The organism is Leisingera sp. ANG1, from assembly GCF_000203975.2.
GTDB lineage: Bacteria > Pseudomonadota > Alphaproteobacteria > Rhodobacterales > Rhodobacteraceae > Leisingera.
Genome location: NZ_AFCF02000003.1, coordinates 239,508 through 257,722, shown reverse-complemented (window position 1 = coordinate 257,722; position 18,215 = coordinate 239,508). Strand labels below are relative to the sequence as shown.

The 18,215-nt window shown below is 64.9% G+C and carries 13 protein-coding genes and 1 pseudogene; 4 read left to right on the top strand and 10 right to left on the bottom strand.

All coding sequences use genetic code 11. The features are described 5' to 3' along the window. Window positions 1-7: 7 nt before the first annotated feature. The 10 genes from GC1_RS07310 to GC1_RS07265 all read right to left on the bottom strand — a co-directional run bounded on the left by GC1_RS07310 (window position 8) and on the right by GC1_RS07265 (window position 14,392). A complete protein-coding gene (locus tag GC1_RS07310; protein ID WP_019296410.1) occupies window positions 8-2,638 on the bottom strand; it encodes a nitrate reductase in 2,631 nt (876 codons plus the stop codon). Then, the gene (nirD, locus tag GC1_RS07305) at window positions 2,638-2,970 is read right to left on the bottom strand and encodes a nitrite reductase small subunit NirD (protein WP_019296409.1); all 333 of its coding nucleotides are present in this window, start codon (window positions 2,968-2,970) and stop codon (window positions 2,638-2,640) included. Before nirD ends, GC1_RS07310 begins: the two co-directional genes overlap by 1 nt. Beyond that, window positions 2,967-5,408, bottom strand: a complete 2,442-nt coding sequence (nirB, locus tag GC1_RS07300) for a nitrite reductase large subunit NirB (protein ID WP_019296408.1) — start codon at window positions 5,406-5,408, stop codon at window positions 2,967-2,969. The genes nirD and nirB overlap by 4 nt, the downstream gene beginning before the upstream one ends. A gap of 4 nt (window positions 5,409-5,412) precedes the next feature. Next, window positions 5,413-7,095, bottom strand: a complete 1,683-nt coding sequence (locus GC1_RS07295; RefSeq protein ID WP_029204834.1) for an ABC transporter ATP-binding protein — start codon at window positions 7,093-7,095, stop codon at window positions 5,413-5,415. Between the two features lie 6 nt (window positions 7,096-7,101). Continuing rightward, window positions 7,102-8,190: an ABC transporter permease gene (locus GC1_RS07290; protein WP_019296407.1), complete on the bottom strand. Its 1,089-nt coding sequence runs from the start codon at window positions 8,188-8,190 to the stop codon at window positions 7,102-7,104. Between the two features lie 84 nt (window positions 8,191-8,274). Beyond that, complete coding sequence (locus tag GC1_RS07285) at window positions 8,275-9,642, bottom strand: CmpA/NrtA family ABC transporter substrate-binding protein (RefSeq protein ID WP_019296406.1); 1,368 nt, start codon at window positions 9,640-9,642, stop codon at window positions 8,275-8,277. Between the two features lie 265 nt (window positions 9,643-9,907). Next, window positions 9,908-11,086, bottom strand: a complete 1,179-nt coding sequence (locus tag GC1_RS07280) for a CmpA/NrtA family ABC transporter substrate-binding protein (RefSeq protein ID WP_019296405.1) — start codon at window positions 11,084-11,086, stop codon at window positions 9,908-9,910. Further along, a complete protein-coding gene (locus GC1_RS07275; RefSeq protein WP_019296404.1) occupies window positions 11,083-11,667 on the bottom strand; it encodes an ANTAR domain-containing response regulator in 585 nt (194 codons plus the stop codon). Before GC1_RS07275 ends, GC1_RS07280 begins: the two co-directional genes overlap by 4 nt. Window positions 11,668-12,306: 639 nt before the next feature. Further along, window positions 12,307-13,428: an aminotransferase gene (locus GC1_RS07270; RefSeq protein WP_019296402.1), complete on the bottom strand. Its 1,122-nt coding sequence runs from the start codon at window positions 13,426-13,428 to the stop codon at window positions 12,307-12,309. Between the two features lie 16 nt (window positions 13,429-13,444). Further along, on the bottom strand, window positions 13,445-14,392 hold the full coding sequence (locus GC1_RS07265; protein ID WP_029204833.1) for an ornithine cyclodeaminase family protein: 948 nt from the start codon (window positions 14,390-14,392) through the stop codon (window positions 13,445-13,447). A 117-nt stretch (window positions 14,393-14,509) separates the two neighbouring features. Here GC1_RS07265 and GC1_RS07260 point away from each other — a divergent pair, with 117 nt between their 5' ends. The 4 genes and pseudogenes from GC1_RS07260 (at window position 14,510) to GC1_RS07250 (ending at window position 18,211) form a co-directional block, all read left to right on the top strand. After that, window positions 14,510-15,319, top strand: a complete 810-nt coding sequence (locus tag GC1_RS07260; protein ID WP_019296400.1) for a response regulator transcription factor — start codon at window positions 14,510-14,512, stop codon at window positions 15,317-15,319. Window positions 15,320-15,453: 134 nt separating this feature from the next. After that, a pseudogene (locus tag GC1_RS22820) lies at window positions 15,454-15,648 on the top strand (IS5/IS1182 family transposase); the annotation flags it as partial. Between the two features lie 312 nt (window positions 15,649-15,960). Beyond that, window positions 15,961-17,196 carry a 3-methyl-2-oxobutanoate dehydrogenase (2-methylpropanoyl-transferring) subunit alpha gene (locus GC1_RS07255; RefSeq protein WP_019296399.1) on the top strand — a complete coding sequence of 412 codons (1,236 nt, stop codon included), beginning with the start codon at window positions 15,961-15,963 and terminating at the stop codon, window positions 17,194-17,196. A 1-nt stretch (window position 17,197) separates the two neighbouring features. Further along, window positions 17,198-18,211: an alpha-ketoacid dehydrogenase subunit beta gene (locus GC1_RS07250; RefSeq protein WP_019296398.1), complete on the top strand. Its 1,014-nt coding sequence runs from the start codon at window positions 17,198-17,200 to the stop codon at window positions 18,209-18,211. The last annotated feature ends 4 nt before the right edge of the window (window positions 18,212-18,215 follow it).

Below are 18,215 nucleotides of genomic sequence, written 5' to 3'. Positions count from 1 at the left end.
AACCCTCCTATTCCGCGGCCTGCCTGAACGGGCGCCGTGCCAGCAGGTCTGCAATGTCAGGGCGGCAGGAGCCGCAATTTGTGCCCGCGTGCAAGGCAGCGCCGACCTCGTCCACGCTCAACAGCCCGCCGCTTTCGATGGCCTGCAAGATGGTGTTGGCACCGACGCCAAAACAGGCACAGACCACAGGACCGGGATCAGGCCGCCCCGCCGCCGGAACGCCGGTCAGCACTTCTGCCGTGCAGCTGCCCGGCAGACCCGCCAGGTAGTCACGGCTGACCGCTATCGGCTCCGGCGCAGTGAACAGCGCGGCCATGACCCTGCCGTCTTGAAACAGGGCCAGCCGGGCGATGCCCTTGCGGCGGTCGGTCATCACCTGAACGCCGACGTCCGGCAAGCCGAAGAGCCCCCGCGCAACGGCTTCAAGATCCACAAGCGGAGCCAGCCCCGCTAGTTCCGCCCGGTATCCGGATCCGGTGCGTGCCGCGGCCCAGTATTCTGCCTGGGGGGTCATCGGACTGCAGGATACGGCAAAGCCGTACCAGGCGGGCTGCCAGCGTTCCGCCGCAACAACGGCAGCTTTGCTTTCGGGCTGGCCCGAAACCGGATCAACAGCGGCGGCGACAAGGGTATCGATGCGCGCAGAAGGGGCGGTTTCTCCAGTCCAGTGGATCGGCACAAACAGGTCGCCGGGCTGCACATCCGCAGTGATCCGGGCGCGCAGGATGGCCTGCCCGTGCGGGCTGCTGAGCTGCAGCAGGTCGGCGGGCTGCACGCCCAGCCGCCGGGCGTCCTCCGGGTGGATATCGGCGAAAGGCTCGGCCAGATGTCCGGACAGGCGCGGCGCCATGCCGGTGCGGGTCATCGTGTGCCACTGGTCGCGGATGCGGCCGGTGTTCAGGCGGAACGGGTACTGGCGGTCCGGGGCGGCCGCCGGGGGCCTGTGCCGGACCGCCAGCATCCGGGCCTTGCCGTCGGGGTGAAAGAACCGCCCGTCCGCAAAGAACCGCCCGCCCTGCCTGTCGCGGTTGACCGGCCAGCGCACCGGGGCCAGCCCGTCATAGCCAGCATCGGACAGGGAGCTGAGGCCGGAGATATCGAAGTCCAGCCCGAAGCCGCCTGCCAGCCCGGACAAGGCCGCATGTTCGCGGAAGACCTGCGCCGGAGACTGGTAATCAAACGCCGCGCCCCAGCCCATGCGCCGGCCCGCACCGGCCAGAATGTCCCAATCGGCGCGGGCCTCACCCGGCGGCGGCAGGGCGGCGCGCTGGCGGCTGATGGTGCGGTCCGAATTGGTGACGGTGCCGTCCTTTTCCGCCCAGGCGGCAGCGGGCAGTAGCACATCCGCCAGACGGGCGGTGTCGGTTGCGGCGGTAATGTCGCTGACCACGGTGAAATCGCAGGCCTTTATCGCGGCGGAGACGGCATCGGCCTCCGGCATGGTGACGGCGGGGTTGGTGTGGATGATCCACAGCGCCTTGAGCCGCCCGTCGCCTGCAGCGCAGAACAGGTCGACCGCCTTCAGGCCCGCGCGGTCAGGCATCGCGGGCGCGTCCCAGAACGCCTGCACCGCATCGCGGTGGCGGCTGTTGTCCAGATCCATGTGGCAGGCCAGCATATTGGACAGCCCGCCCACCTCGCGCCCGCCCATGGCATTGGGCTGGCCGGTGACGGAAAACGGCCCGCAGCCGGGCTTGCCGATGCGCCCCGCGGCCAGATGGCAATTCAGGATCGCATTCACCTTGTCCGCGCCGGAGGTGGACTGGTTCACCCCCTGGCTAAAGATCGTCACCACCTTCTCGGTGCGAATCCACAGATCGCAGAAAGCCTTGATTTCTCCCTCGGACAACCCGGTCACAGAGGCATCCTCCGCGGCGGCGGCGTCCAGCGCCGCGCCCAGCCCATTCACATGCCGTAGATAGTCCGCATCCAGCGCGCCGCCTGCGCGGAGCGCCGCCAGCAGGTGGTTGAACAGCGCCACGTCGCTGCCTGCCCGCAGTTTCAGGTGCATGTCCGCCTGGTCGCAACTGGCGGTGCGGCGCGGGTCGATCACCACCAGCCTGGTGCCGCGGCTTCCGCGCGCCGCCAGAATTCGCTGATACAGAACCGGGTGGCACCAGGCCAGGTTGGAACCCACCAGCACAATCAGATCCGCCTCGTCCAGATCCTCATAGGTGCCGGGCACCGTGTCGGTGCCAAAGGCGCGTTTGTGGCCCGCAACGGTGGAGGCCATGCACAGGCGCGAGTTGGTGTCGATATTGGCGGAGCCGAGAAAGCCCTTCATCAGCTTGTTGGCGACATAGTAATCCTCGGTCAGCATCTGGCCCGACAGGTAGAAACCGACGCTGTCCGGGCCGTGCTGCTCCACCGCCTGCCGGAAACTGGCGGCCACCAGGTCCAGGGCGCTGTCCCAATCGGTTTCCTGCCCGTGCACCCGCGGTGCCAGCAGGCGGCCCTCCAGCCCCAGGGTTTCCCCCAGCGCCAGCCCCTTGGAGCAGAGCTGCCCGCGGTTGGCCGGATGGTCCGGATCACCGCGCACCGCCAGCCCGCCCTGCCCGTCCGGGCGCAGCAGCACGCCGCAGCCGGTGCCGCAATAGGGACAGGTGGAGCGGACTTCCTGGCAGGCGGCCCCCGGCATCACGCCGCGCTCCGCTTTCCAATAGCATCACCGTCAATCAGCAGGCGGCCACTGTCCACCCGCACCGGATAGGTGCCGATCCGCCCCTCATCCGCCCCCTGCGCTGCACCGGTGTTCAGATCAAACACCCAGTTGTGCAGCGGGCAGGTGACGCTCTGGCCATGCACGATCCCCTCGGACAGCGGCCCGCCCTTGTGCGGGCAACGGTCGTCGGCGGCAAAGACCTCTGCCGCGCCGGTGCGGAACAAGGCAACGCAGCCCACCGGGGTTTTCACCACCCGCGCGCCATGCGGCGGGATGTCGTCGATATGGCCGATGTCGATCCAGTTCATTCCGCAGCCTTCAGGGTGAGATTGGCAAGCGGCGCGTATCGCGCCCGGGTGGCGCTGTCCTGCGCGTGCTCCGCCCAAGGGTCCTTGCGGTAGACGGATTGCGACAGCTGAAACCGCTCCGCCAGCGCCCTGCGGTTCTCCACGTCGTCCACGATCTGCACCTTGACCCAATCAAGCCCGACCCTGGCCAGCCATTTGTAGATCCGGTCCAGATACCGGGCGTTCTCGCGGTAGATCTGGGTCATCGCCGAGATCACTTCGATCGCCTCGTCCTCACTCGCCACCTTGCACAGCAGCTCGGTCCCCTTGATCTCCATCCCCGCGGCGCCGCCGACGTGGATTTCATAGCCGCTGTCGACGCTGACCACGCCGATGTCCTTGCAGGTCGCCTCGGCGCAGTTGCGCGGACAGCCGGAGACCGCCAGCTTCAGCTTGTGCGGCGTCCAGGACCCCCACAGGTGTTTCTCCAGCTTGATGCCCAGCCCGGTCGAGTCCTGAGTGCCGAACCGGCAATGGTCGGTGCCGACACAGGTTTTTACCGTGCGCAGCCCCTTGGAATAGGCATGGCCCGACACCAGCCCGGCGCGGTTCAGGTCGGACCAGATCGCGGGCAGGTCCTCGCCCCTGACCCCCAGCAGGTCGATACGCTGGCCGCCAGTCACCTTGACCTTCGGCACATCATATTTGTCAGCGGCATCGGCAATCGCACGCAGTTCGTCCGGGGTGGTGATGCCGCCCCACATCCGCGGCACCACGGAGAACGTGCCGTCCTTCTGGATGTTGGCGTGCTTGCGCTCGTTGACGAAACGGCTTTGCGGATCGTCGCAGTATTCCAGCGGCCAGTCCGCCAGCAGGTAGTAGTTCACCGCCGGGCGGCAGACATGGCAGCCGTTGGGGGTGGTCCAGCCCAGTTCCTGCCAGACCGCGGCCTGGCTTTTCAGTTCCTGCGACTTGATCAGGCGGCGCACGTCCTCGTGGGTGTGATGGGTGCAGCCGCAGACTGGCTGCGCCTGCGGGGCGGCATAGCCATCGCCCAGCGTCACCGCCAGCAGCTGTTCCACCAGCCCGGTGCAGGTGCCGCAGGAGGCGCTGGCCTTGGTCGTGGCGCGGATCGCGCCAAGGTCGGTTGCGCCGCCTTCGATGGCGCTGGTGATCTGTCCCTTGCAGACGCCGTTGCAGCCGCAGATCTCCGCCTCAGGCGGCAAGGCTGCAACGGCTGACAGAGGGTCCGCGGAGGCGCCCCCCTGAAAGGCCGGGCCGAAGATCAGCGTCTCGCGCATCTCCTCAATATCCGTGCTGTCCTTGATCAGCCCGAAGAACCAGCTGCCGTCGGCGGTGTCGCCATACATCACCGCACCGATCAAACGGTCGTCCTCGATGACCAGCCGCTTGTAAATGCCGCGGGCCGGGTCGCGGAAAACAATGTCCTCGCGCCCCTCCCCCTCGGCAAAATCCCCGGCGCTAAACAGGTCGCAGCCAGTGACCTTGAGCTTGGTCGCCAGTTCCTTGACGGCAAAGGCATTGGGCCGGTTCAGCAGGCTGTCCGCCAGCACCTTGGCCTGATCGTAGAGCGGCGCCACCAGGCCAAACAGATGACCGCCGAACTCCACGCATTCCCCCACCGCATAGACATCCGGGGCGGAAGTCTGCATCTGCGCGTTCACCTCGATGCCGCGCACCACATCCAGATGCGCGTCCGTGGCCAGCCGGGTTTCCGGGCGAATGCCCACTGCCATCACAACCAGATCGGCCCCCAGCGTCTCGCCACTTTCCAAGAGCACCGCCTGGGCGCGGTCCTCGCCCAAAATCGCCTTGGTCGAGGCCTGGGTTTTCACGGTGATGCCGCGCGCCTCCAGATCCTTGCGCAGCAGATACCCTGCGGCCTCATCCAGCTGGCGCTCCATCAGGTGGCCCATCAGGTGCAGCACGGACACATCCATGCCGCGCTCCTTGAGCCCCGCCGCGGCCTCCAGCCCGAGGAGGCCGCCGCCGATCACCACCGCCTTGCCGCCCTTGGTGGCGGCCTCGATCATCGCGTTGGTGTCATCCAGATCGCGGTAAGAAATCACCCCAGGCAAGTCGTGGCCCGGCACCGGGATGATGAAGGGGGCGGAGCCGGTGGCGATCACCAGCTTGTCGTAAGGCACATGGCCGTTCTCACCCTCGACCACTTTCATCTCGCGGTCGATCTTCACCACATGCTCGCCGAACCGGCAGGTGATGCCGCGCTCCGCGTACCACGCGTCCGAATGGGTGACGATCTCCTCATAGGTCTTCTCGCCCGACAGCACCGGGCTCAGCATGATGCGGTTGTAATTGCCGCGCGGCTCGGCGTTGAACAGGGTGATGTCATAGGCGCCGGGATCGGCATCAAGCAGATGCTCAATCACCCGGCCAGAGGCCATGCCGGCCCCGATGATGACGAGTTTCTGGGTCATGGTCTTACTCCGCTGCGATCTGTTTTGCGGCTGGTTTGGGAGCGGGTTTCGCCCCGTGCTCGTATTCCTCCAGGAAATCGAGCACCTCCTGCCGGTAGGTGTAGTAATCCGGGTGCTCCAGCAGCGCCTTGCGGGTGCGCGGGCGCGGCAGGTCCACGTCGGTGATCTTGCCGATGGTGGCTTGGGGTCCGGTGGTCATCATCACCACCCGGTCGGCCAGCAGGATCGCCTCATCCACGTCGTGGGTGACACAGATGGCGGTCACCTTGGTGCGGCTCCAGACCTCCATCAGCACCTCCTGCAGCTCCCAGCGGGTCAGGCTGTCGAGCATGCCGAAGGGTTCATCCAGCAGCAGGAGTTTCGGGGAAAGCGCAAAGGCGCGGGCGATGCCGACCCGCTGTTGCATGCCGTTCGACATCGCATGTGCGGGCTTGTCCATCGCATCCGCCAGGCCGACGCGCTCCAGGTAGTATTCGACCACGTCCTGCCGCTCGGCCTGCGACGCCTTGGGATAGACCTTGTCGACCCCGATGGCACAGTTCTCCCGCGCGGTCAGCCAGGGAAACAGGTTGGGCGACTGGAACACCACGGCGCGTTCCGGGTCGGCACCCTCGACGTGGCGGCGGTCCAGCTTGATCGCCCCCTTGGAGATCGGGTTCAGCCCCGCGGCCATGGTCAGCACCGTGGACTTGCCGCAGCCGGAATGGCCGATCAGCGAGATGAACTCGCCCTTATTGATCTTGAGATTGAAATCCTCGACCACGGTCAGCGGCCCCTTGGGTGTCGGGTAGATCTTGTGCAGCTGCGAGAAATCCAGAAACCGCTCCTCGGTGATCGACTTTGCAGCCTCCGCCACAGCCGTCGGCAGCCCGTGGATCGGGGTCACGTCCGGCAGGGTCTTCGTGCCTTCGGCCCTCGCTTGGATGCCCACATCCATCAAGCGGGAGGTGACCGACGCCCGCAGGCGCTTGAAGCTCTCGTCCGTGTTCATCGCGGAGCGGTCGCGCGGGCGGGGAATGGCGACGGTGAACGCCTCCCCCAGGCTGCCGTCCGGGTTCAGGGCGAGGATGCGGTCGGCCAGCAGAATGGCCTCATCCACGTCGTTGGTGATCAGCACGCAGGTCTTCTTGTCCGCCTCCCAGATCGCCTCGATCTCATCCGCCAGATTGGCGCGGGTCAGCGCGTCCAGCGCCGACAGCGGCTCATCCAGCAAGAGCATCTCCGGATCCATCGCCAGCGCCCGCGCCACGTTGACCCGCTGGCGCATACCCCCCGACAGCTCCGCCGGGCGGCGGTGCGCAGCGTGGCTGAGGCCGACCATTTCCACATAATGGTCCACTTTCGCCTGTTTCTCCGCCTTCGGGAGGCCGGGAAAGACCGTGTCAACCGCAAGCGCAACATTGCCGTTCACCGTCAGCCACGGCATCAGCGAATAGCTCTGGAAGATCACCCCGCGCTCGGGACCGGGGCCGGTGACCTCCCTGCCCCGGTACTTGACCGACCCCTCCGCCGGTCTCTCCAGCCCGGCCATCAGGTTGATTAGGGTTGTCTTGCCGGTGCCGGAAAAGCCCAAGAGCACAAGAAACTCGCCCTCCTGCACCTGCAGGCTGATGTTGTTCAGAACGTCGGTGCGGCTGTTGCCCTCGCCAAAGCTCTTGGAGACGTTTTTGAACTCAAGAATGCTCATGACGGCTCACCGGTTGTTCGTGAAGGTAAAGAGCGACTGCAGCGCGTACATCACCCGGTCCAAGAGGAAGCCGATGATACCGATGGTCAGCACCGCAACAATGATCCGGGCCAGCGACTGGCTGGAGCCGTTCTGGAATTCGTCCCAGACGAATTTGCCAAGGCCCGGGTTCTGCGCCAGCATCTCCGCCGCGATCAGCACCATCCAGCCGACCCCCAGCGACAGCCGCAGCCCGGTGAAGATCAGCGGCAGTGCCGAGGGCAGCACCAGCTTGGTGATCTTGGTCCAGGTGTTCATTTTCAGGACCTTGGAGACATTCACCAGGTCCTTGTCGATGGAGGCCACCCCCAGCGCGGTATTGATCAGCGTCGGCCACAGCGAGCACAGGGTCACGGTGACTGCGGAAACGAGGAATGACTTGGAGAACAGCCCGTCGTTGCTGGCATAAAGCGCCGAAACCACCATGGTCACGATCGGCAGCCAGGCCAGCGGCGACACCGGTTTGAAAATCTGCACCAGCGGATTGATGGCCGCGTTTGCAGCCGGTGAAAGCCCGGCCAGGATGCCCAGCGGGATCGCCACGGCGGCAGCAATCAGGAACCCGAAGAAAACGGTCAGGATCGAGGTCCCGATCTGCCGGTAATAAGACGGCGCGCCGGTAAAGGGGATGTCTTTCACCCGCTCCGGCTGGCCGCGGTCGATGAAGCGCTGGTTGCGGGCCTCCACCTTCTCGTAATGGGCGCGCTCCTTGGCGGCCTTGGCCTGCGCATCCTGATGCAGGTTCACCGCTTCGCTCCACACAGCAGCGGGCCCGGGGATGGCGCCCAGTGAGGTCTGCACCTTGGGCGCCAGCACGGCCCACAGCATCAGGAAGGCGGCAATGGCGATGACGGGAACCGCCAGCAAGCGCCAGATTTCCCTGATCTGCGCCCTGGGATTGTCCCCGGAGGCGGCTTTCAGCACCGGCGTCACCCAGGCCAGGCCAAAAACCTGGAACCAGGCGTCCATCTTGCTGATGCGGGTGAACAGCCGGGCGCGGCGGGCCTCCTTTTGTTCACTGGCGGGGTTCAGAGTGTCGGGGTCGGCGATCGTCATGGTGTCGTCCTCTGGGAAATGCTGAGGGAGGGGAAGGCCGCCCGCTCTTGCGGGCGCACCGCCCCCCTGCCCTCCTGTCCGGGGTCAGCCCTGAATGGCGCTGCCAACGACGGTCTGGCCGGACTTCAGTCCGAGCGGCAGGCTGTCGATATAGGCGTTGGGTGTTTTGCCATCGAAGGGAATGCCGTCGATGATGTCCTCTGCGGGCGTCGGGGCCTTGTAGCCGTCACTGTCCCAGGGGAAATCCTCCGGGCTGGCAAGCCCTTCATCCACCAGCATTTTCGCGGCTTCCAGATAGATCTCCGGCTTGTAGACAGAGCGGGCAACCTCGTCATACCAGCTGTCCGGCTTGGGTTCGGCAATCTGCCCCCAGCGGCGCATCTGGGTCAGGTACCAGACCGCGTCCGAATAAAACGGGTAGGTGGCGTTGTAGCGGAAGAACACGTTGAAATCCGGGACGTCGCGCTTGTCGCCCTTCTCGTATTCAAAGGTACCGGTCATCGAATTGGCAATCACCTCGTAATCGGCGCCGACGTACTCGGGGCGCGACAGGATCTCCACCGCTTCCGGGCGGTTGGCGTTTTCGTTTTCATCCAGCCACTGGGCCGCGCGGATCAGCGCCTTGACCACCGCCAGCATGGTGTTCGGGTTTTCCTCGGCAAATTCCGCGGTGATGCCGAACACCTTTTCCGGGTTGTTCTTCCACAGCTCGTAATCGGTGATCACCGGCACCCCAATGCCCTTGAACACCGCCTGCTGGTTCCACGGCTCGCCGACGCAGTAGCCGGAGATCGTGCCGGCCTCCAGCGTCGCGGGCATCTGCGGCGGCGGGGTCACCGACAGGAACGCCTCTGCCCCGATCTGCCCGGTCACGTTCTCGGGCGAGTAATAGCCGGGGTTGATGCCGCCCGCCGCCAGCCAATAGCGCAGCTCATAATTATGGGTGGAAACCGGGAACACCATGCCCATGTTGAACGGCTTGCCCTTGGCGTTGAAATCCTCAATCACCGGCTTCAGGTAGGAGGCGGAGACCGGATGCGCGATCCTGCCGTCTGCGTCCGTGGGCAGGTTCGGCTTCATCATCTCCCACACTTCGTTGGACAGCGTGATGCCGTTGCCGTTCAGGTCCATGGAAAACGGCGTGACGATATGCGCCTCGGTGCCATAGCCGATGGTCGCGGCCAGCGGCTGGCCTGCCAGCATATGGGCGCCGTCCAGCGTGCCGCTGATTACGCCATCCAGCAGAACCTTCCAGTTCGCCTGCGCTTCCAGCGTGACAAACAGCCCCTCGTCATCAAAGAAGCCCTGTTCATAGGCCACCGCCAGCGGCGCCATATCGGTCAGCTTGATGAAGCCGAAGGTCAGCACGTCCTTTTCCAAATCCAGGGTGGCGGCCAAAGCCGGTCCGGTCAGTGCAGTTGAGGCCGCAAGCGCCATGATGAGTGTCTTCATCGGGTTGGTTCCTTTTCCTAGCTGCGTCCGGCGGCAGGCGCCGGAACAGAAAAAGCCGCTGACACGCACCGCCGGAAGGAGTGGCGGTGGGTCGAGCGGCTTTGCTCAGTGAACCCCGGTCTTCGGGAAAATTCTCAGTCAGGCTCCGTTGCCTGCCTGACCTCAGATTGCCGCAAGGCCCGGCCTGCGCCAAAGGTTTCTTTGCTCTCGCAGCAAGAAATTCTGCATTGCAGCGCTGCGGCGCGGCAAGCTGCCTGTATTTTCATCAGTCCGCGATCAGGGGATCAAAAACGCGGCCATCAAAAAACCGGTTCTGCAGCAGGCCGGCAGGTTCCGATTCTCTGCCAGCCGTCCGCGGCGCGCCAAAATCGCCCTCCGGTTTCGAGGCGGCGCCCGGCAATTCCGCGCCAGTGCCCCGCAGGGCGGCACGGTACAGATCGCTGCGGAAAACGGCTCCCGCGGTTTCCAGCGCCGTCTGCTGGTCCAATCCGTTCCGCTGGGCCAGTTGCAGGGCAATCCACTGTGCCTGGGTGCGCCAGGGAAACCCCGCCGCACCCTCGTGAAAACCGATAAAACCGGGCGCTTCGCGCTGCAGCCCCTGCGGCGTCACCGTGAACATCCCAGACAGCGCGCGCTCGATGATTTCAGCGGGCAGATCCAGGTATCGCCGCGCGGACAGGATTTCCGCCGCCAGCCCGCGCGAGGCCGGATCGGCCAGCCAGCGCCCTGCCCGCCACAGCGCCCGGATCAGGCGGTTGGCCAGGCCGGGCTCCGCGTCTGCCCAGGCACTGCGCACGGCCAGCACCTTCTCCGGAGCAAAAGACCAGATCGCCCGGCCCGGCAGCAGCAGCGCGCCGGCCCCCTGCTCCACCGCCATCGACCCCCAGGGCTCGCCAACGCAGAAAGCGTCGATTTCGCCGCGGCGGATGGCCTCCACCATCTGCGGCGGCGGCACCGTGCGGATGCCGATGTCCGGGGGCGTGTCCGCCCCCAGCCCCTTCAGCCAATAGTTCAGCAGTTCAGCGTGCATGGAAAATGGAAACGGGACGCCGATCCGCAACTCCGGGCCGCCCGCAACGATCAGCGCCTGTCCAGCAGACAGGGCATCGTCAAAGGAAAACCCATGCCCAGTATCAGCCAGTCTGCGGGCCAGGCTGCTGCTGACCCCGATCACCGTGCCGTTGACGGACAGCACCGACAGCACCGACAAAGGCGCGCTGGCGCCGCCCAGGCCAAGCGCCGCCGCAACCGGCACCGGCGCCAGCATCTGGGCCGCGTCCACCTGTCCAAAGGCCAGCATGTCCCGCAGCGACGACCAGGAGGGCGCGCGGTGCAGGTCCAGCGCAAGTTTCTCTTCGGCGGCAAACCCCATTTCCTGCGCCGCAATCAGCGGCGCCGCATCGGTCAGCGGGACATAACCGGCGGGGATCCGCGTCACGCTCATGCCAGCAGCCCCGCCGCCGTGACCAGCGCCTGCGCCACCTCGGCCACACGCTTGTTCTGATCCATCGCCGCCTTGCGCAGCAGCGCATAGGCTTCATCCTCGCCAACGCCCCGAGCTTTCATTACCATCCCCTTGGCGCGGTCGATCACCTTGCGCTCTTCCAGCGCCCGCTTGGTCTCGGCAAGCTCCGTGCGCATCCGCTGAAACAGCCGGAAGCGGGCAATTGCAGCATCCAGAACCGGTTTCAGCCGGGCGGGCTGCAAACCGTCAACCACATAGGCCGAAACCCCCGCCTCCACCGCAGCAGCAGACAGCCCGTCCGCGCTGCGGTCGGCGAAAATCGCCACTGGCCGGTCCTTGGGGCCGGAGGCCAGCGTCAGTTCCTCGAGCGCGTCTCGCGAGGGATCTGCAATATCTATCAGCACGACATCCGGGTCACGCATCTGAATCTGACGGGCCAGGCCCGAAGGGCTCGAAATGACCTCAATGTCGAATTCCCCGGCAACCCGCAGCCCCTCTACAATCAGGAAGGCGCGTTCGCGGTCGGCTTCGACGACAACAATGGACAGGGCATCGGGCATGCGGCAGAGCGTGATGAGAATGCCGGAGGGCTGTAAAGACCGCGGAGCCGGGCTGATTTTCAGACAACGTGGTTGCGCCGCATTTTTGAGCGGGCTGCCAGAACATTTGGCATGGAGAAAACACGCTGGCGACTTCCCTGAAGCGGGCTGCTTGGAGGCTGTCCGAAGTTTGCAATGTGTGACATGTGCCTGCAGCAGACATGTGCAGGCTTCCCGTCTGCAAGTTCTGCGAATATCTGGAAGGACCCGATCTTGCCCATCAAGCCCCGGTTCCGTTCCGGGCCAGGCTGGACCTCACCGCGCTGAAGGCGCTGAGGGGCTTCTGACGCGGCATTCCGCCAGCGGCCTTCCCAGCTGACATGTGGTCCCGGACCACGCGATTGGCGCCTGGTGAACGTCGTGACGGCAGCGCCTCCTATGATCTGGCAAGATCAAATCCCCTGGCAATCTGTCTCAGTGGCGTTTGGCTTGCCCGAACCCCAGAACAGGCTAGGAAAGCAGGCTTCACAGAAGCCTGGCAAGGCCAATGAGGATCTTGAGATGAAGGCTCAGAGCCTTGTTTGCGCCAAGCAACGCAATAATACACTGCCTCAAACAGACAGCGGGCCGGCGGCGTTCAGCCGCCGCGCATCCTCTTGACTACCACTGTGCTGCCAAAAAACCGGACACAAGGCCCAGCCCCTGCTTCAGGACTTCCGGCCCATTGGCATAGCCGATGCGCACATAGCCCTCCATGCCCAGGGCCGACCCCGGCGTGAACATCACCCCTTTCTCCTTCAGCAGTGCCACGCAGAACTCCCGCGAAGTCATCGGAAGATCGAACCTCAGCAGCGCGGTGGTACCCGAGCGCGGCTTCACCCAGGAGATCTTCGGCTCCTGATCCACCCAGTCGGACAGGATCTCCAGATTGCCGCGGGTGATCCGCTGGCTGCGCGCCAGCACCTGTTCGCGGTTTTCCAGCGCCAGCGCGGCAAAGTGATCGTCGATCATGCCCACCGAGATGGTGTCGTAATCGCGGTGAATGGCCACCGCCTCAATCACCTCCCTCGGCCCGGCGATCCAGCCCAGCCGCAACCCGGCCAGTGAATAGGCCTTGGACATGCCGGCGGTGGAAATCCCCTTTTCATAGATATCCGCGATCGAGGCAGTCATCCCGTCCCCTTCCTGATCGGTGCCGCGGTAAACCTCGTCGCACAGGATCCAGGCACCCGCCTCGCGGGCAATGGCGGCGATCTCCTCCAGCATCGCCCGGTCCATCAGCGCGCCGGTCGGGTTGTTGGGATTGTTGATGGCAATCAGCTTCGTCCCCGGCGTCACCTGTGCCCGCAGCTCGTCCAAGTCAGGCAGAAACCCGTTCTCCTCCCGCAGGCGCAGCTGATGCACATCCGCACCAATGCTGGCCGGGATCGAGTAATGCTGCTGATAGGTTGGCACCACCGCCACCACGCGGTCGCCACGCTCGACCAGCGCTTTGTGCACCAGCATGTTGGCGCCGATGGTGCCATGGGTGACGATCACATTTTCCGGGCCTTGTCCCTGATACAAAGCCGCAATGGCATTGCGCAGCCGGTCCGAGCCCTCGATCGCGCCATAAGTCATCTTCATCGCCAGAAGCTCTGACAGATCGGCAGAGTTTTTCCCGGCCAGCTGCAGCAGCTCCTCGATGGTCAGGCTCTCAACACAGGTCTCAGCGAGGTTCCATTCGCATTTGGTCTCCCACTCGTTCATCCAGATTTCGACACCGAAAGGTTCGATATGCATGTCTCTCTCCTGTCTCTCAAGCGCTGGCGGCGCGGTAGATAGCGTTGGCCACGGCGATATCCTCCAGCCCCAGCCCGATGGAGCGGAAGAATACCAACCGGCCGGCTTCAGGCCCTTCGCAGGTTCCGGCAGCAAGCCCCGCGAGATCACCCCGAAGCTGATCCGCGCTCCAGCCATGATCCCGCGCGGCCAGTACCATCTCCCCGGCGCTAGCCGGCGTGGTCTCGCGATAGTCGCAATAGACCTGCGCCGAGGCCAGGAAGGCGGGCGCAATTTCATGCGCCTCTGCCGCATTGGTGCTGATCGAGGTGACCAGCGCGCCGGGCGCCACCACGGTTGCATCCAGAACCGGTGTCCCCGAAGAGGTGCAGAGCATCACCACATCCGCCCCCCGCGCGGCCTCTTCCGCACTGGCGGCAAACTCTGCCTCCGGGCAGATCCCGCGCCACGCGGCCTGCTTGCCCGCATCCGCACCCAGGCCGGGCGAATAGACCCGCACCTCCTGCCAATCGCGCAGACCCTGCACATGCCGCCAATGCGCCTGCGCCACCGCGCCGGAGCCGATCACGGCCACCCGCGCAGCCCCCTCGCCTGCCAGCAGATCCACCGCCAGCGCCGTGGTGGCCGCGGTGCGTTCGGTGGTCAAACGGCCGGCGTCGCACAGCATCAGCGGCTGGCCCGTCTCCATCGACATCAGCACGGTCCAGGCGGTGATAACCGGCCCGCCCGCGCGCGGCAGATAAGGCGACAGCTTGGCGCCAAAGGTGCCTGCCCCGGCAGCCGCCCCCAGATAGGTGATGAAATCCCCCTGCCCTTCCGGAAACAGCGTCAATGTCTGTGCAGGCTGCACCGCCTGACCAAGGCCCAGGTCTGCAAAAAGCGCGCGCATTTCCTGCAGCACATCGACCTGCGGCAGCAGCTGCGCCACGGCTTCGGCATCCAACACAATCGGGGTTTTCATCATCGGCATATTCCTTCTTTGCCCGAAGGGTAGCGCGCGCGCCTGCCCCGCCGCCATCATCCCCAAGGATGATGCACGCCCCCCTGCCGCGTGCTATGGCGGATCAACCGGGAGGATCATGTGGAATTTCAAGGCACTGACATTGCGGCTGCGAACAGCGCGCTGGCCAGCGTCATCAGCGGCCAGCGCGGCGCGGCCGGGCTGATCGCCGCCGCCCGCCCGCTTTTGCCCTTCACTGCTGCCTTTTGTGTTGTGAACCGCCCCGGCCAGCGCCCGCACTACCTGGATGACAGCTACCCGCAAGGCGCCGCCAAGGACGCAGTGCAGCTCTATGTGAACAGCACCTACTTGCTGAACCCGGTCTATAACGCGCTGCTCGACGGGCTGCAGCCGGGGCTTTACAGGATGGCGGACCTGGCACCCGACAATTGGAACCCGGCGCCGGAGACCCCGGGCATTCTGGTCGAGGACGCCGAGGAAATCGGCTACCGCACCCCCGGCTGGCCCGCAGGGCTGGTGGAACTCACCCTGCTGACAGAACTGCCCGGCGGAGCCATGGGCGAAGTCAGCTTTGCCCGTCCTGCGGCAGACGGCGGTTTTCCCGATGATCTGCTGGACCGGCTGCGCCCCTTCCTGCCGCTGTTCGGGGCAGCATTCGCCCGGCTCTGGTCCCGGCAGGCCCCGGATCTCAGCGCAGCCAAACCAGAGCGGACGCTGCAGGACTTTGCCCGCACCATCCTCTCCCCGCGGGAGGCGGAGATCGTGCAGATGATCCTCAAGGGCCATTCCAGCCTGTCGATCAGCCTGACCCTCGGGATTGCCCTGCCGACGGTCAAGACCCACCGCAAGAACGCCTATGCCAAACTGGGCATCAGCACACAGCAGCAGCTGTTCAATGCCTTCCTGCAATGGCAGAGCAAGGCGCGTTAGCAGCGGCATTCTTCCCAAGTTCTGAGACACCAGCTTACACCGCGGCGGCAATGACGATGATTTTGAGTGTCTTGCCTAACAGTCTTACGCTACGCGCGATCTCTTCAGGCCAGGCAAAATGGCAAACGGATACGTGCTGCATCCCCGGCCTAAAACAGCGCAAGGGAGCCATCAGATACGACAAGCGACCCGACAAACGTCGCAACCGCATAGAGATTATGCACGCAGGGCTGAAGGGCTGGCAGCGGGTCGCAACGCATTACGGCAGCTGCCCAAAAGCCTTACTGTCAGCTATCGCTCTTGCCGTCCTCGCCCTCTGCTGGCTTTGAAATTCAATGAGACCAGGGCCTCACGCGCTTCCAGGCGGCTGGGTCACGATGAATATTCTGCTTCTTACAAAACTTCTTCCAGCCTTGTTTCGCCCCTGCCCCGCGGAGCGGCAAGCCTCTCCACCTTTTTGAATTCATAGCGGAAACCACCAAGATTCCCCTCAATCCGTTGCTTTTTCTCTAAAATTTACCGCACCGGCCCCAAAATTGAGGCTTTTCAACCAACCGGTTTTGCTAAGCTGGAAAGACAGGCTGCGCGCCTGAAAACAAACCGCGCGCCGCCTGAACACGCCCAGACAAGAAGGAAACCGCATGAGTGATGACTTCCCGCCGCTATCGCTGAATGTGCCGGAACCAGGCTGCAGGCCGGGCAGCACGCCTGATTTCTCGGACTTCGAAATTCCGCGCGCCGGGGCAGTCAAACGCCCGCCAACGGATGTGGATCCTGATGCGATCCGCGATATGGCGTTTTCCATCGTCCGCGTGCTCAACAAGGACGGCGAGGCGGTGGGCGACTGGGCCGGCGCGCTCAGCCCGGAAGAGCTGCGCGAGGGCCTGCGCCACATGCTGACCCTGCGCGCCTTCGATGCGCGGATGCTGAACGCGCAGCGCCAGGGCAAGACCAGCTTTTACATGCAGCACCTGGGCGAAGAGGCGGTCAGCTGCGCCTTTTCCCGCGCCCTCCGCCCGGGCGACATGAACTTCCCGACCTACCGCCAGGCCGGGCTGCTGATTGCGGGCGGCTATCCGATGCTGACCATGATGAACCAGATCTATTCCAACGCCGACGACCCGCTGCACGGGCGCCAGCTGCCGATCATGTATTCCTCCAAGGAACACGGGTTCTTCTCGATCTCCGGCAACCTCGGCACCCAGTTTGTGCAGTCGGTCGGCTGGGCGATGGCCTCGGCGATTTCCGGCGATACCAAGATCGCCACCGGCTGGATCGGCGACGGCTCCACGGCGGAGAGCGATTTTCACTCCGCCATGGTCTTTGCTTCGACCTATGACGCGCCGGTGGTCCTGAACATCGTCAACAACCAATGGGCCATTTCCACCTTCCAGGGCATTGCCCGCGGCGGCGTCGGCACCTTTGCCGCCCGCGGCCACGGCTTTGGCATCGCCTCGATCCGGGTGGACGGCAACGATTACCTGGCCGTGCACGCGGTGGCGAAATGGGCCTGTGAAAGGGCGCGCCAGGGGCATGGCCCCACCCTGATCGAACATGTCACCTACCGCGCCGGCGGCCATTCCACCAGCGACGACCCCTCCGCCTACCGCTCCAAGCGCGAGGCCGCCGCCTGGCCCCTGGGCGACCCGATAGAGCGGCTGAAGAAGCACCTCATCACCATCGGCGAGTGGAGCGAGGACCGCCACAAACAGGCCGAGGCGGAAATCCTGGACGGCGTCATCGCCACCCAGAAACAGGCTGAGGCCGTCGGCACATTGGGCGGCGGCAAGGCCCCCAGCCCGCGCGACATGTTCGAGGGCGTTTATGAAACCATGCCGCCGCATCTGATCCGGCAGCGCCAGGAGGCGGGGTACTGAGATGGCCAGCATGACCATGATCGAGGCCATCCGCGAGGCCCATGATGTTGCCATGGCGGCAGACGACCGCGTCGTCGTCTTCGGCGAGGATGTGGGTTTTTTCGGCGGTGTGTTCCGCTGCACCGCGGGCCTGCAGCAGAAATACGGCAAATCCCGCTGCTTTGACGCGCCGATCAACGAATCCGGCATCGTTGGCACCGCCATCGGCATGGCGGCCTACGGGCTGAAGCCGGTAATCGAGATCCAGTTCGCCGACTACGTCTATCCCGCCTATGACCAGATCGTGTCTGAGGCAGCGCGGCTGCGGCACCGCTCCAACGCCGATTTCACCTGTCCGCTGGTGATCCGCATGCCCACCGGCGGCGGTATCTTCGGCGGCCAGACCCACAGCCAGAGCCCGGAAGCCCTGTTTACCCATGTGTCGGGGCTGAAGGTGGTGGTGCCCTCCAACCCGTACGACGCCAAGGGGCTGCTGCTGGCCGCCATCGAAGATCCCGATCCGGTGATCTTCCTGGAGCCAAAGCGGCTCTATAACGGGCCGTTTGACGGCTATCATGACCGCCCGGTCACTAGCTGGAAGAACCACCCCAAGGGCGAGGTGCCGGAGGGTGCGGAGATCGTGCCGCTGGGCAAGGCCAGCATCACCCGCGAAGGCGCGGATGTCACCGTTCTAGCCTATGGCACCATGGTCTATGTGGCCGAAGCCGCGGCAGAGGCTTCTGGCATCGACGCCGAGGTGATCGACCTGCGCACCCTGCTGCCGCTGGACCTGGAAACGATCCAGGCCTCCGTCGAAAAGACCGGCCGCTGCGTGATCGTGCATGAGGCAACCCGCACGTCGGGCTTCGGCGCCGAGCTGATGAGCCTGGTGCAGGAGAGCTGTTTTTACCATCTGGAGGCGCCGATTATCCGCGTCACCGGCTGGGACACGCCCTACCCGCACGCGCAGGAGTGGGAGTATTTCCCCGGCCCTGCCCGCGTCGGCGAGGCATTGAAAAAAGTGATGGAGGGCTGACCGG